Source organism: Acidobacteriota bacterium, from assembly GCA_016716435.1.
Taxonomy (GTDB): Bacteria; Acidobacteriota; Blastocatellia; order Pyrinomonadales; family Pyrinomonadaceae; genus OLB17.
The window spans coordinates 121,936-136,789 of sequence record JADJWI010000001.1 but is presented as its reverse complement, the minus strand read 5'-3'; the positions used below and the strand labels follow the sequence as shown (position 1 = coordinate 136,789).

10 protein-coding genes are annotated in these 14,854 nt (G+C 55.2%); 6 read left to right on the top strand and 4 right to left on the bottom strand.

Translation table 11 applies throughout. From position 1 onward, the window contains the following. The first annotated feature begins 113 nt into the window (after positions 1-113). Genes fabF through IPM21_00715 form a run of 5 tightly spaced genes read left to right on the top strand, consistent with a single transcriptional unit; the run spans position 114 to position 3,522 of the window. Positions 114-1,358, top strand: coding sequence for a beta-ketoacyl-ACP synthase II (gene fabF / locus IPM21_00735; protein MBK9162442.1), 1,245 nt, complete (start codon positions 114-116; stop codon positions 1,356-1,358). 5 nt (positions 1,359-1,363) lie between these two features. After that, a complete protein-coding gene (locus IPM21_00730; protein ID MBK9162441.1) occupies positions 1,364-1,555 on the top strand; it encodes a type II toxin-antitoxin system HicB family antitoxin in 192 nt (63 codons plus the stop codon). Beyond that, on the top strand, positions 1,555-1,734 hold the full coding sequence (locus tag IPM21_00725) for a type II toxin-antitoxin system HicA family toxin (GenBank protein MBK9162440.1): 180 nt from the start codon (positions 1,555-1,557) through the stop codon (positions 1,732-1,734). Before IPM21_00730 ends, IPM21_00725 begins: the two co-directional genes overlap by 1 nt. 46 nt (positions 1,735-1,780) lie before the next feature. Further along, the gene (locus tag IPM21_00720) at positions 1,781-2,557 is read left to right on the top strand and encodes an electron transfer flavoprotein subunit beta/FixA family protein (protein MBK9162439.1); all 777 of its coding nucleotides are present in this window, start codon (positions 1,781-1,783) and stop codon (positions 2,555-2,557) included. Further along, the gene (locus IPM21_00715) at positions 2,554-3,522 is read left to right on the top strand and encodes an electron transfer flavoprotein subunit alpha/FixB family protein (GenBank protein MBK9162438.1); all 969 of its coding nucleotides are present in this window, start codon (positions 2,554-2,556) and stop codon (positions 3,520-3,522) included. Before IPM21_00720 ends, IPM21_00715 begins: the two co-directional genes overlap by 4 nt. Before the next feature lie 63 nt (positions 3,523-3,585). Here IPM21_00715 and IPM21_00710 read toward each other — a convergent pair whose 3' ends face one another. Then, the gene (locus IPM21_00710) at positions 3,586-6,597 is read right to left on the bottom strand and encodes a tail fiber domain-containing protein (GenBank protein MBK9162437.1); all 3,012 of its coding nucleotides are present in this window, start codon (positions 6,595-6,597) and stop codon (positions 3,586-3,588) included. Between the two features lie 142 nt (positions 6,598-6,739). Continuing rightward, positions 6,740-9,388: a tail fiber domain-containing protein gene (locus tag IPM21_00705; protein MBK9162436.1), complete on the bottom strand. Its 2,649-nt coding sequence runs from the start codon at positions 9,386-9,388 to the stop codon at positions 6,740-6,742. 192 nt (positions 9,389-9,580) lie between these two features. Here IPM21_00705 and IPM21_00700 point away from each other — a divergent pair, with 192 nt between their 5' ends. Further along, complete coding sequence (locus IPM21_00700) at positions 9,581-10,954, top strand: winged helix-turn-helix domain-containing protein (GenBank protein ID MBK9162435.1); 1,374 nt, start codon at positions 9,581-9,583, stop codon at positions 10,952-10,954. A 322-nt stretch (positions 10,955-11,276) separates the two neighbouring features. On the opposite strand, the gene IPM21_00695 is transcribed toward IPM21_00700, so the two are convergent. Beyond that, entirely contained in the window at positions 11,277-12,632 is a 1,356-nt protein-coding gene (locus IPM21_00695; GenBank protein MBK9162434.1) for an acetyl ornithine aminotransferase family protein, read from the bottom strand. Between the two features lie 226 nt (positions 12,633-12,858). Beyond that, positions 12,859-14,832, bottom strand: coding sequence for a winged helix-turn-helix domain-containing protein (locus tag IPM21_00690; GenBank protein MBK9162433.1), 1,974 nt, complete (start codon positions 14,830-14,832; stop codon positions 12,859-12,861). Positions 14,833-14,854 lie beyond the last annotated feature (22 nt).

Below are 14,854 nucleotides of genomic sequence, written 5' to 3'. Positions count from 1 at the left end.
GCGAGGCCGCGCCTTGGAAAAGTTTAGAGGCCGGCACTTTGGTCAATGGATTCGGTAAATGCGTGGGCATTCAGGCCTGACGGCCGGCCACTGACCCCTGACCACTGAAAAATATGAAACGTCGAGTTGTAGTAACCGGAGTTGGTCTCGTTACGCCGATCGGTAACGACGTTCCAACCACCTGGAACGGCTTGATGAGCGGCGTCAACGGCGCCGACGATATCAAGCGTTTCGACACCGAGAAGTTCTCGGTCAAGTTTGCCTGCGAGGTGAAGGGTTTCGATCCGCTCAGCTTTCTCGATAAGAAGGAAGCCCGCCGGATGGGAGCCTTTACGCATTTCGCCCTTGCCGCCTCAGATGAGGCGATGAAGCACAGCGGGTTGGTCATCGACGAGTCGAACGCTGACATGGTCGGTACCTATATCAGCTCGGGCATCGGTGATTTCTGGGCGATCGAGCGCGAGCACGAAAAGCTGCTCAACTCGGGTCCGGACCGCGTTTCGCCTTTCTTTATCGTTTCGGCGATCGTCAATCTTGCAGCCGGAAATGTATCTATTCGGCACGGGGCGAAAGGGCCGAATTCGGCGACCGCAACTGCATGTTCCGCCGGCGCCCATGCGATCGGCGACAGCTTTAGGATCATCGAACGCGGAGATGCGGATGCAATGATCTGTGGCGGAGCGGAAAGTGCGATCACTCCGATGTCGGTCGCCGGCTTTGCCTCCATGCGGGCGCTATCGACCAGAAACGATGATCCGAAGCGGGCATCTCGCCCGTTTGATGCCGAACGCGATGGATTCGTCATCGGCGAAGGTTCTGGCATCATGATCCTCGAAGAGCTCGAGTTCGCAAAGGCCCGCGGGGCAAACATCCTGGCCGAGATAGTCGGCTACGGAATGAGCGGCGATGCGTTCCACGTTACGATGCCGGACGAAACCGGATCTGGGGCGATCCGCGTGATGGAGAAAGCGATCAAGGACGCGGGCATCTCGCCCGAACAGATCGGCTACGTAAATGCCCACGGAACTTCGACGCCCTACAACGATAAATTTGAGTCGCTGGCGATCAAGAAGGTATTTGGCGAGCATGCCAAGAATGGGCTAGCGGTCAGTTCGACCAAATCGATGACCGGGCATGCCCTTGGGGCCGCCGGCGGTATCGAGGCCGTTTTCTCGGTGCTCGCGATCAAGGAAGGGAAACTGCCGCCGACGATCAATTACGAGTTCCCGGATCCGGAATGCGACCTCGACTATATTCCAAATGAAGCTCGCGAAACTCAGGTTGAATACGCACTCTCGAACAGCTTCGGCTTTGGCGGAACCAACGCGTGTTTGATATTCAAACGTTATTCGGAGTAACGACAATGAGGACTCTTGAATTTACATATTGGCAAGATGGCGAGTTCTTCGTCGGACATTTGAACTCGTTTCCGGATTACGAAACACAGGGCACCTCCAAGGAAGAACTTGTTGAAAATTTGGCAGATCTCCTCAAAGATCTAGAGTCGGGTGAGGTGCCGTTCGTCAGACGTGTTGAGGAACTTGTCATCGCATAGTGAAACGCCGAGATCTGATCAGAAGGCTTGAACAAATGGGATGCGTGTTGACCCGGCATGGCGGGAAGCATGACTGGTACACCAACACTGAAACGAAGCAATCCCAACCTGTTCCGAGACACTCGGAAATCAACGAGAACCTTGCTAAGTCGATAATCAAGAAGCTTTCGGATAAGTAGGCTGTTACTGAATGAGTATTCATTCAGTGTGTGATAATTTAATAGTATGAAGATCATAGTTTTAATGAAACAGGTTGCGAATAAGGACGCCGTCCTTCGCATCGGACCTGACGAAAAATGGATCAACGAGACGGACGTCGCGATGCAGACGAACGAATCGGACGGCTACGCCCTCGAAGAGGCTCTTCGGCTCAAGGAAGCCAAGGGTGAGGGCGAAGTGATCGTCTGCACGCTCGGGCCGCAATCGGCGAAATCGGTTATCAAAGATGCCCTCGCTCGCGGTGCCGATCGTGCGATCCACGTGGTCGCCGACGACGCCAACAAGCTTTCGCCTTACCAGATCGCGAAGGCCATCGCCGATGCGATCCGCGAAGAAAATGCCGAACTCGTTTTCGCCGGGCTGCAATCTGACGACGCGAGCTATGGCCAAACGGGCGTGGTGCTCGCCGAGCTGCTCGGCATACCGCACGGCACCATCGTCATCGAGGTCGACCGCGAAAGCCTCGGCGAGAGCCTCCGCATCAAGCGCGAGCTTGAGAGTGGCTGGTACCAATGGTTCAGCTATAAACTCCCTGCACTCTTCACCATTCAATCCGGCATCTCGCAGATCCGCTACGCCTCGCTGAAGGGCATCATGGCGGCGAAGAAGAAGGAGATCCGCGAGGTCACAGCCGCGATTGAGGCATTCGCTGCAGGGCAGTCTATCTCGAAAGTTTACATGCCGCTCAAGACCAAACAGACCCAGATGCTCGGCAATGGCGATGCCAAGGCCGGTGCGGTCGAGCTGGTCGAGAAACTCAAAACGGAGGTGCGGGCAATATGATCCTCGTATTCATCGAACACAAAAATTGCGTATTGAACAAAACCTCGCTTGAGGCGATCGCGGCGGCACAGGCCATCGGAGAAGACCTCGGGATGAAGGCAACCGCAGTAATACCGTGCACCGGCGAATGTCCGCTCGTTCAGGAGATCGCAGGTTACGACCTCGAGAAGGTGATCGTTGCCAAGAGCGACAAACTCGGCACCTATACGCCCGATGCATATGCAGACGCCTGGGAGCAGGTGATCAAGGCGACGAATCCGCAGTACATCGTGATGTCGCATACCTACCAGGTGCGCGATTTTGCTCCGAAGGTGGCGACCCGCTTTGGCCGCGAATTGGTCGGCGACGTCATCCGCTATCGTGCCGAGGGCGGCAAGCTCGTCCTGACTCGACGCATCTTTCTCGGAAAGCTCGATGCTGACCTGACCGTCGGCGGCGATGCTCCGTATTTCGTCACGTTCCAATCGGGCGCTTACCGCGGCGATAGTGCCGCGAAGGGAAGTGCAGCCGTCGAAACGATGGACGTGAATATCGGCGAGGTTCGGATGACCGCCGAAGAGCCGTTCCAGGAAGCTAAGGCGTCGGTTGACCTGACCAAGAGCGAGGTAATAGTCGCGGTCGGACGCGGCATCAAGTCGGAAGAAAACCTCGCACTTGCACAGCAGCTCGCGGATGCTCTCGGTGCCGACCTTGCAGCGTCGCGTCCGATCTGCGACAGCGAGTGGCTGCCCATCGACCGCCAGATCGGTTCTTCGGGCCAGACCGTTGCGCCGAAACTCTACGTCGCTCTCGGCATCTCGGGCGCTATTCAGCACATCGTCGGGATGAAGAACTCCGGAACGATCGTCGCTATCAACAAGGACAGCGAGGCACCGATCTTTGACATCGCCGATTACGGCATCGTCGGCGACCTCTTCGAGGCCGTGCCCGTCCTGATCGAAGAGATCAAGAAGGCGAAAGGCTAAGCTCTTTGGGAGTAAGAAGGTTGGATTAAAGGCCCGGAACCCGCTTCCGGGCCTTTTGTTTTGCTACGGCCGTTCGCGGCAGATTCCGGCCGCCGGATTTGCCGAGCAAAATAGTTTTGTTAGAGCCTCGATCTGCGCCTGTTGCCGACGGTTGGCCTCAAGCAACTCTTCGATCTGGCGAGATTTGTTTTCGGAGTCGGCCTTGAGCCGCTCGATCTCGGATTGCTGTTCGTTGACGGCGTTTACAAGCACGACGCCGATGCGTTCGTAGTTCACGCCCTGGATCTCGCCATCTTTATTGGTCGTAGCAAGAAGCGGTTCGACCGCCGCGACCTCCTCGGCGACGAGTCCAAAATCACGCACGCCGTTGTGCTTCCAATCGAAATAAACAGGCCGAAGCCGACGGATCAGATCCATTCCACTCCGATAATCAGAAATGTTTTCCTTATATCGAATCGATGAGGAACAGGTCGTCACTTCCAAAGTAGCAACGGTGTAGCACAGCGTGGTCGCGGATGCCGACCCAAAGGTCCCAAGCCGAAGCCGGCCGTAGATTTTTACCGTGTCAGACCCATTTGAACGACCAAGAGCGATCGTGTTGCTGGTTGAAACAGTCGATTCCGCACCAATAGCGGTCGCATAAGATAAGCTGTTACTAACGGAACTATCAAATCCAAGTAATGTGTTCTTTGATCCGGCCGAGGTTGCACCACCGGCGGCTCCCCCGATAAACGTATTGCGATCGCCAGACGATGCACTCGATGCCGCAAACGATCCGACATAAGTGTTGTAAACGCCCGTCAAATTTCCGCCACCTGATGATGCGCCGAGAATCACATTGTCCGATCCCGAGAAATTAGCGGTTCCTGCGGTATCGCCGACGAACGTATTTCGATTGCCTGATGTGGTTTGCCTACCGGCATCGTCTCCGATGAACGTGTTGAATGAACCTGATACTAGTTCAAAACCGCTGAACGCTCCAAATAACGAGTTGTCGGTCCCGTTCTCGATCTGGTTCCCGGCTTGTGCGCCGAAAAACGAATTGCGCGAACCCGTATATAAACTGCCAATGCGCCCGGCACCCGAGCCGGCGAAAACTGTAAAGGCTCCAGGGGTCGAGAGAACTCGATTGCTGCCGATCGAAAAATGCGTAAACGTTTCGACCACATTTGCTCGTGTTGTTCCGGGAATGCTCACGAGATCCTGCCCACCAGATCGGCCGAGGACGATGATGTTGCTGGCAGATGCGGTCGCCCCGGCTCCGATCGCGGTCGCGTACGAAAGGTTTCCGGACGCTACGTTGGTGCTGTTCCCGAGAAGCGTGTTGTTGTTGCCGGTCGAATTGTTCGAACCCGTTTGGGCACCGAGGAACGTGTTTGCTCCTCCCGTAGTGTTGTTGAAGCCGGCTTCGTCACCGATAAAGGTGTTCTGGATCCCTGTCGAATTATTTTGACCACTGCTTGCTCCAAAGAAGGAATTTCGATCGCCGGAAGTGTTTGCGTTTCCCGACATTGAACCGAAGAACGAATTGTTTACTCCTGCGTTCACACTTCCCGAGCCGATTCCGGCAAAAAGGTTTGCTGTGCCGGGATTGCCGAGGATCCGGTTTCCGCCAATATTGAATTGACTCCCTGCGTTGACCATCGCGGCCGTTAGATTGCCGGCTGCCTGGAGCGGACCCGGGATCAGAACCGTGTCTTCACCACCGGATCTTCCGAGCGCAATGGTGTTGTTCGAAGAGACCGTCGCGTTCGATCCGATCGCAGTTGCGAATGTCAGACCGTCAACCGTCGTCTGTGCGAATGAGCCGATCAGCGTTAGATTGTCACCCGAGCGTCCGAAACCAGCGGCGTGTCCGAAAAATGAATTTCGGGTTCCTGTCGAGGCGTTTTTCCCGGCGAAGGATCCGAAGTACGAATTCTCATTACCGGTCGTCATCGTTAATGCTGCTTCGTAGCCAAAGAACGAGTTTGAGAGGCCGTTGGTCAGGTTCAGTGCCGCCGTACTGCCGAAGATTGAGTTGCCCGCTCCTATGTTCTGAAAGCCGGCAAAGTATCCGAAATGAGAATTATTGCTTCCGACTGTGTTTGCCTGTCCTGAGGCGGTACCAACGAAAGAATTTCGGTTGCCGGTTGTATTGTTGGAGCCGCTCCCGGCACCGAAAAATGAGTTGTCGTTTCCAGTCGTATTCGAAGCTCCAGAATTGTAGCCAAAGTATGCACCGCTGGTACCAGTGGTGTTGTTTCTCCCTGACTCGCTTCCTAAGAAAGAGTTGCTCGTACCGGTTGTATTCGAATTTCCCGCAAGGTTTCCGACAAACGTATTCGCACTCCCGGGGGCACCAGCCGGTCCCGCACCAATGCCAACAAAGAGATTCTGTGATCCAGGGACAGCGAACGCCCGATTGCCGTTGATTCGGAACGTATTGATCGCTTCTAGATTCCTGGCTCGCCCGTCACCCAAAATATTGAAGTTCGCAGGCGACTGTTCGACGGTCGTATTTTGAATATAGCTATTGCTGCCGGCTGTCGGCGTTCTCGGGTCGGACATTCTTGGGTCGGTGGTCAGTACATATTGGTTGGCGGCGACTCCGCCGAGATTAAGCGCGTTCGTTGCAGTTGCGGCGGTCGTTGCGTTGGTCGCGTTGACCGCATTGGTAGCATTTGTTGCGGTCGTGGCCGTGTCAGCAGTTCCCGCTGAAACGCTTCGAACTGCGTAGGGCGAGCTGCCTATCCGCTGGCGCGGATCGAGAATTGTAAAACCGCCGCCGCCCGCCTGGCGGACCCGGATCTCAAGGAACCGCTCCGGGCCGGTGAAGATCGCACCGAAATCGAGCGAGACCGTGAATCGGCCGTCGGCGACCGCGACATTTGACCGAGCGGCGGTCGTCCCGATCTGCGTGCCGCCCGAAGCGGCATCGAATAAAAGGAACTCAAGGTCAAAATTCCCGTTCGCGGGCTGACCGTTGAATTTAAGTTCACCTTGATAGTTGAATGATGTTGACTGTCCGATTACGTCGAATGTCGCAAGCAGAAAAAAACTCAGAACGAAAATTGTTCGCGCACGGTTAAACATTTTGAAACCTCTCCTTCATCCGCCGTCCGTTAGTTACAACGGTTACGTTCAGTGATCTGGGTCGATCGGCCAACGATCTCGCCCCATGTCGGTTAAGTACCTGAACCGTCATATTCCGGGCTCCGATTTTTTTCTGCGCGCCCTACTTCTTACTCGGACAGAACTCCGCGTTCGGGTTGTCCAAGCAAAAGATCTTGGTAAGAACTTCGATCTGCGCTTGCTGGCGTCGGTTCGCGTCGAGCAGTTCATTGATCTGCCGTTGCTGTGATTCGATCCGCGTCTGCTGTTCGTTGACGGCGTTTACAAGCACCACTCCGATGCGTTCATAATTCACACCTTGTATCTCGCCGTCTTTGTTGGTCGTTGCAAGAAGCGGTTCGACGGCCGCAACCTCTTCGGCAACTAGTCCGAAATCGCGCACTCCGCTGTGCTTCCAATCAAAGTAAACAGGCCGAAGCCGGCGGACAAGCCCGAGACCCAAAGTGTAATCTGAAATATTCTCCTTATACCGAATTGATGATGAACAGGTCGTGACCTCTAGGTTTCCGCCGTCGATGCAAAGATTAGTCGCTGACGGAGCCGAAAAAACACCCAAGCGGAGCCGCCCAGGAATGCGGACGAGATCGGCACCGTTTGATCTGCCGAGGGCGATGGTATTGCTTGTCGAGACAGTGGCCTCTGCTCCTATCGCTGTCGCGTTGGTAAGGCCCGGAGCCCCGACATCCGCTAAGGCTCCGATCAGTGTGTTTCGGATGCCGGTCGTGTTCGCCTGACCGGCGTTGTAGCCGATCATTGTGTTTAGGTTGGCGTTCGTGTTGCGGCCTGCGTTTCGCCCGAAGAATGAGTTCTGATTCCCGGCGATATTCTCAAGGCCCGCACTGCGTCCGAAGATAGAATTTTCAGAACCGGTCGTGTTATTTATTCCCGCGGCACGGCCGAAAAACGAATTCTCGATCCCGGTGGTATTGAGCTCGCCGGCTCCCGTTCCGAAGAATGAATTTGCTGAGCCGGTGTTCACGTTCCCGGCAAAGCGGCCGGCGAACGTATTGTCCGTACCTGCGACGCTCAAAACGCGATTGCCGGCGATGTTGTATTGGGTCGTCGCGTTGACAATGTTGCCCGTCAAGGTGCCGCCCGCGGTGCCGTTGCCGGAGATGTTGAAATTGGTCGTAGCCTGCTGCGTTGTCCGATTCTGAACATAGTTCGTGCTGCCGCTGGGGATGTTTCCGGTGAACGTTCCGACAACATTCAGATTTCCGGGGATGTTGACCGTGTCTGCACCATTCGAACGGCCGAGGGCGATCGTGTTGCTGGTGCTTACTGTGGAATTCGCACCTATGGCAGTTGCGAAGGTAAGACCGCTGTTGGAAACATTCGCCTGCCAACCAATAAGAGTATTGCCAGAGCCGAGAACGTTTGTGGCCCCAGCTCGAGCGCCGATGAAAACATTCGCCTCACTTGCGGTCGAGGCCGCGCCGGCACCGACGCCTGCATATATATTTTCCAATGCGGCCGCAGTGCTCGAAACTCCGGAACCGTTTCCGAGAAACAGATTGTCGTTGCCGAAACCGGTGATCACCCGCATAGTGCCGACGTTATATTGAGGTGCACGAATGGAAGTATCGATCCTGAGTGATCCTCTCACGCGGACTTCATCCTCCGGGCGGCCTAACACGACCGTGTTATTTGCATCAGCCAATGAACCGGATCCGATCGCGGTCGCGAAAGTGAGCGACGGGCCGCCGAGAGACGCTCCGTATCCGAGTGTTGTGTTTCTGGAACCGTCGACATTTAGAATCCCTGAACTCGTACCGATAAATGTATTAAATTCGCCTGTCGTATTTGCTCCGCCCGCATTAGCTCCAAAGAACGCGTTATCGCGTCCCGTAGTATTTACGTCACCTGTTTCTGAGCCTACGAAGGTATTGTAAAGACCGGTAGTATTCGCAAAGGCGGTTCGGAAGCCGACAAATGTGTTGTGTGCGCCGGCGTTTGACGGTCCTGCCGAAGTGCCTACGAACGTGTTCTCCTGAATTGAACCCGTCGAACTGCCTCCTGTCCCTGGGCCGATATACAGATTGTTGACGCCGCCTGTCCTTAGCACGTTTACTCCGTTTAGCTGAAACAAGCTTGTTGCATTGAACACGGCAGCCCTGCCGGTGCTGCTTATTGCGAAGTTGCCTGTCTGTCCTACATTGCTGTTCTGGATGTAATCGGCGCTTCCGGCGGTCGGCGTTCGGGCATCGGTCATTCGTGGATCGGTTGTTACGACATACTGGTTAGCCGCGACACCGCCGAGATTGAGTGCGTTTGTTGCGGTGGCGGCCGTTGTCGCATTTGTTGCATTGACAGCGTTGGTGGCATTTACGGCATTGGTCGCGTTGGTTGCGGAATCGGCGGTCGTTGCCGTGTTTGCCGAGATGCTTCGGATTGCATAAGGCGAACTGCCAATGCGTTGCCTTGGGTCAAGAATCGTAAAGCCGCCGCCGCCCGCCTGCCGGACGCGAATCTCAAGAAAGCGTTCCGGGCCGGTGAAGTTTGCTCCGAAGTCGAGAGATACGGTAAAACGCCCATCGGTGACGGCCACATTCGATCTCGTCTGTGTCGTCCCGATCTGCGTGCCGGCGGTCGCGGCATCGTAGAGCAGAAACTCAAGATCAAAATTTCCATTCGCGGGCTGGCCGCTGAATTGAAGTTCGCCCTGGTAGGTGAACGACGTGGACTGGGCAATTGATTGCCCGAGAAAGATGCCAAGAAGTAAAAACAAGAATCCTAGCCGACGAATATTCATATCGATCTCCTCACTAAGTTTGTTCCGATGGGTATAGTAGTTGGGTAGATTGCCCGATTGTGGACTACGAGAAGCGAAAAAGTCCTTTGATTTTTCGTTAGAAATGCTTAGAATTTGTTAGTCCCAACGGAAAAACCCTTTATGAATCGGACCTACGAATTCGGTGAATTCAGGTTAGACGCCTCGAAGCGAATGTTGATTCGAGGCGGCGACGAAGTACAGGTCTCACCAAAAGCCATCGAATTGCTTTTGCTTTTGGTGGAATCTGGTGACCGGGTCGTGACCCGCACGGAGATAATGGACCGGCTCTGGCAGGATACTTTCGTTGAGGAAGGGAACATTAATTTCCACATCTCGAATCTCCGACGGGCGCTCGGGCAGAACGGGAAGCCGGAATCGCAGTACATCCGAACGGTCCCGCGAAAAGGATATAAATTCATTGCGGACATCCGGCAACCGGACGAAGATGCCCTGAAATCGCCAGATAATCGGCCGAGCATCCGCAGCCGGCCTCGCCGTTGGCAACCGTTTGCACTTGCGGGGGCGATGATTGCGATCGTCGGGGTAGTGTTCGCAACGATCCTCGGATCTGGGATTCGCGGCGAACAAGTTCGAGCAAACAATACGGCGGCCGATGTGCCAGCAGAGGCGGTCGCTCTTTATAAGAAGGGCAAGCGGGTTTGGGAGAGCCGGGTTTTCACGGAACAAGATCCCGGCGAACTTTTCCGGCAGGCGATCGCGATCGCACCCAATTATTTGGACGCCCACGTCGCCCTGGCCGATACGCATGCATTCGATGCAACGCCTGAGAAGGCGGAGCAGGTAATAGCGACTGCTCGTAAGATCGGCGGGGATTCGGCGGATCTGCTTGCGACCGAAGCTTTCATACGAATGTTCCATTATTGGGACTGGGCGGGTGCCGAATCCGGGTTCCGGAACGCGATCGCCATCGAACCGGAGAATGCCAAGTCAAGGCACTGGTATGGCGTGCTGCTTTTATTGACAGGGCGCTTAGATGAAGCAAGGGCCGAGATGCGGCGGGCACGGGAGCTTTCACCGGATTCGCTGATCATCGCTTCCGACCTCGGCCAGCTTGAGTATTTTGCCGGCGATCTTTCAGCCGCCGCGACAGAACTCGAGAACGTGCTACGGATCGAACCGCGGTTCACGATGGCCCGGCGATATCTTGCCGACGTTCGCGAGGCCCGAGGCGAGGAATCGGAGGCGTTTGAAGAGCGGTTGAAAAGCGTTGTCCGGACGTCGGATTCGGTCGTCGAATCGCAACGGGTTTTCGAGTCAAGCGGGCTGCGGGGTATATGGACGCAATCGGTCGGAAGCGGCCGATGCGGTGCGGACGCCGCAAATCCTTACGATTGCGCTCGCACCTTTGCGAAACTTGGGGATGATGAGAAGGCACTCGATCAGCTTGAGATCGCCGTTCAGAAGCGGGTCTTTCATTCGCCGTTCGTCTCGGTCGATCCGGTTTTCAGACGGCTGAGGGACAACGACCGATTCCGCGGGGTGGTCGACGCAATCGCCTCGGGGAATGCGATCGCCCGTAAATAAGGACAACACTCTATACAAAAAGGAAAGGGCCCGTACCTTTCGAGCACGAGCCACTTATTTTTTCCTTAAACCCTATCTACGATCAAGAGCAAATGTGCCGACAAGATCCTCAAAGGTGTTCCCAATTTCCGTAGTCCAAATGCTAATTTCCGAGCCGGATTTCACAAATTGGCGGTAACCGAGCCGGGAGCCTACCTACAAACTCCCTGTTTTTGTACAACGCGTTATGTCTATAGAGAATAAGCGAGAAAGCGCGAAAAGTCAAGACTTTTTTTCGGCTGGCACTCAACTTTTTTAAGTGCTAATTCTCCTGGTATTTTGCCTACGCAGAAGCCATGATGGCTTCGTCAAAAATCTCCAGAGCGACGTCCGCGTTTTCTTTGGTCAGGATGAGCGGCGGCGACCATCGGATGGTGCTGGTGCCGCAGCCGAGGATGACCAAGCCTTTGTTGAAGCAGGCCATCTCGATGCGGTCGCGGAGCTCGGGGTCAGGCTTGCGCGAGGCCTTGTCGGTCACGAACTCGACGCCGAGCATCAATCCCATTCCGCGGACATCGCCGATGCATTCGTATTTTTCTTTCAGCTTTTCGAGCCCGGCTTTGAGATGGCCGCCGACCTCGGCCGAATTTGCGACCAGGCCGCCTTCGAGAAGTTCAATCGTCTTGAGTGCCGAGGCGATAGCAACCGGGTTGCCGCCAAAGGTCGAGGCGTGTGCACCTTTGTGCCAATCCATGATGTCAGCCTTAGCGGTACAAACGCCGATCGGCATTCCTGAACCGATGCCTTTTGCCATACAGACGATGTCGGCCTTGACGCCTTCGTGGTGATCGAGGGCAAACATCTTGCCGGTGCGGCCCATTCCGGATTGGACCTCATCGACGATGAGCATAATTCCATGCTTATCGCAGATCTGGCGGATGGCCTTGACGACCTCGGTCGGAGCGGGGACATAACCGCCCTCGCCCTGTACGACCTCGAGCACAATACCGGCGACCTCTTCCGGCGGCGTGGTCGTATTAAAGAGGCGATCCTCGATCCAGCTTACTGTGCCCATACAGCACGAGCCGTCGTCGCATTTGCCGAGGTTGAACGGGCACTGGTAACAATTCGGGTAAGGCACGTGGACGACGTCCAGAGCCTGGCGGGCAAAGCCAAGCCGCTGTGCTTTTTTCGACGACGTAAGCGAGAGAGCACCGAGCGTCCGGCCATGGAACGAGCCGAAGAACGAGATGAACTTCTGCCGCTTGGTGTGATACATCGCGAGCTTGAGCGCGGTTTCGACCGCCTCGGCGCCGCTGTTGGCAAAGTGCGTTTTGGTCGGGCCATCGATCGGCACGATCTCATCGAGCTTACGCCCAAGCTCGGGCATGTGTTTGTAGTAATAGTCCGTGCCGCAGAGGTGGATGAGCTTCGCCGCCTGGTCGCTGATCGCCTTGACGATATCGGGATGGCAGTGGCCGGTCGAGCAGACGGCGACGCCGGCGTTGCAGTCTAGAAAGATATTGCCATCCGGGTCTTCGATCCAAACGCCGTAAGCCCGTTCGGCGACGAGTTTGTAATCCGGCCGCGGATAGCTCGGGGTAACGTATTTTGCGTCGGCTTCGACGATGGCACGTGCGTTCGGGCCCGGAAGCTCGGTCTTGATGATCGGTCGCTGCAATTCAGTTGTCGGTGTCATTTTGTTCTCCTAAATATGTCTAGAGTCCACGCCTTAGCGTGCCAAATCAGCAACAATGTCAGGTCTGTTGCTCTGAACAAATTGGAGATATTAGTCGCCACCAAAAAGGTGGGCTCGTTGCCATGCGGGTCGAAGACTTGCGATAGATCGCGGCGTCATAAGATGCCGTCATATTATCAGAAGGCCGTCGAGCCTTCAACTCATGATCGGCAAACCGTTAACACTACTATTCGAGTTTGATCGAGGCGAGAAGCTGTTCAAATTCGGGATCGTTTTTCAGGAAGCGATATTCGGGATCGTGAAGCACCTGAAGGAGCCACGGGTCGCGGACGCGTTCGGCCTCGAGCAACCATTTGATCGTTTGATCCCGGTCCTTGGCAAGTGCCGCTACGAGAGCAATATTCGAAGGCGGAAAATAGCTTTTCGCGTAACGTTTTTCGAGGTCCTCACGCCATTGGCGAAGTGCATCAGCTCGCGAACTATTGGCCATGATCGCGCGGACCTTATCGATCTGCTCCGAGTTGCCTTCATCGATAGAGAACGCCGCGAAGTATTCTTCCAGCGATTCCTCCCGCCTATTCTGCATAAAATAGACCGTTGCGAGGTACCAGTTGGCCAAACTGAAGTTCGGCGCATTCGTCTTTAGTTGCTGAAGCCGCGTTTCAGCTTCACTTAGTTTGCCCGAAACCATCAGATTATAGGCGATGTTCGCCTGGCCGATGTTTGATGTCGGGTCGAGCTTTTCAGCGGCCAGAAGTTGCCCGAGGCCTTCGTCGGTTCGGCCCATTACGGAGAGCATCCAGCCGAATCGCAGTTTCGGGGTTGGATCATTTGGGGCAAGTTCGATCGCACGTTTGAAGTCAGCTTCCGTCGCCTTCCAATCTCGATTGTATAAAAATTCGATCGATGCCCGCGTCGAATAGGCCTCGGATTGCGTCGGGTCGAGCTGCATCGCCTGGTTCACGGACGCGAGTGCAAAGGGTATCGATTCGCGGGCCGGCTTGTAGCCATAATCGTAGTAACCAAGATGGACGTCAGCAAGACCGTTGTGTGCTTCGGCAAATTTTGGATCGAGCGTGATCGCTTGCTCGAAAAAGCCGCGGGCCGTGTTGAATCCCTCGAGCGTCCGCTGGTTCCAGTGATACCGCCCGCGGAGATATGCCTGATATGCCTCGTTATTCTCCGTTGGCCGATCATGGAGCCGATTGCTTTCCGCGACTGATAGATTTGCGACCAGGGCGCGTGCGGTCAATTCGGAGACGGTGTCCTGCACTTTGAAAAGATCAGCCTCAGTGTAATCAAACGACTCGTTCCACAATTGACGTCCGTCGGCGACGTTGATGAGCCGTGCGTTCACCCGAAACCGATCCTCGACCGTTTGCAGATTCCATTCAACGACCGTATCGACACCCAGCTTTCTGCCTATCGCCAGCGGATCCGGATCGGCCGTGGATGCAGCGATGGTAGAAGATAGCGGCCTGATCACCAGATCGCTGGAGCGGCCCAGTTGAGAAATGAGCGCATAGGTCATCCCTAAAAGGAGCGAGCGGTCAATCTCGGCGTCACTGATATCTTCAAGCGGAATCACGGCAACTGAACGGATCGGTGGGGGCTTTGAACCTCTGGTCATGACCCAAACCGCGCCGATGGTTCCGAATGCGATGACCACGATAATACCAATCGCAAGAAGCCGATTGATGCTTTCGCGTCCCGCGGCGGGAAGGGCGAGCGGCGGGCGAACGGAAAGTTCGGCAGGTCGATCTTCCGCGACCTCTTCGATCCAAGTCTCTTCGACGGTCTGTTTTTCAACGATCAGATCGAGCGGCTTCCGCTCCATTAATGCGGTTTCGGCTTCCTGTATATCGGCAACAAAGCGAAAGCCGCGGCGGGAGACAGTTTCGATAAAAGTTGTCTCGGGTTCGTAGGCTGCGAGTGACTTTCGGAGCTTTGAGATGGTGTACGAGAGAGCGTTGTCCTCAACAAATGTATCCTGCCAGACCTCTTCAAAAATCTCGTTCTTGGAAACTATTCGGTCGCGGTTCTCGATAAGGTAAACGAGAAGCTGATGGACCTTTGGAGCAAGCTTGACCGTCTCGTTCAAATGGGTCAAGAGGCCCGAGGCTGTATCAAGCGAGAATCCCGCAAAAGCGTATAAACGCCCTGCTGTCAGATCTTTACCGTTGCCTTCACTATTACTCACAAATTGCTAAGGTTTTCCTCAA

Excerpts from the sequence above, each read along its gene's own strand:
- fabF (MBK9162442.1), top strand. The coding sequence starts at position 114 with ATGAAACGTCGAGTTGTAGTAACCGGAGTTGGTCTCGTTACGCCGATC.
- IPM21_00730 (MBK9162441.1), top strand. The coding sequence starts at position 1,364 with ATGAGGACTCTTGAATTTACATATTGGCAAGATGGCGAGTTCTTCGTC.
- IPM21_00720 (MBK9162439.1), top strand. The coding sequence starts at position 1,781 with ATGAAGATCATAGTTTTAATGAAACAGGTTGCGAATAAGGACGCCGTC.
- IPM21_00715 (MBK9162438.1), top strand. The coding sequence starts at position 2,554 with ATGATCCTCGTATTCATCGAACACAAAAATTGCGTATTGAACAAAACC.
- IPM21_00710 (MBK9162437.1), bottom strand. The coding sequence starts at position 6,597 with ATGTTTAACCGTGCGCGAACAATTTTCGTTCTGAGTTTTTTTCTGCTT.
- IPM21_00705 (MBK9162436.1), bottom strand. The coding sequence starts at position 9,388 with ATGAATATTCGTCGGCTAGGATTCTTGTTTTTACTTCTTGGCATCTTT.
- IPM21_00700 (MBK9162435.1), top strand. The coding sequence starts at position 9,581 with ATGTTGATTCGAGGCGGCGACGAAGTACAGGTCTCACCAAAAGCCATC.
- IPM21_00695 (MBK9162434.1), bottom strand. The coding sequence starts at position 12,632 with ATGACACCGACAACTGAATTGCAGCGACCGATCATCAAGACCGAGCTT.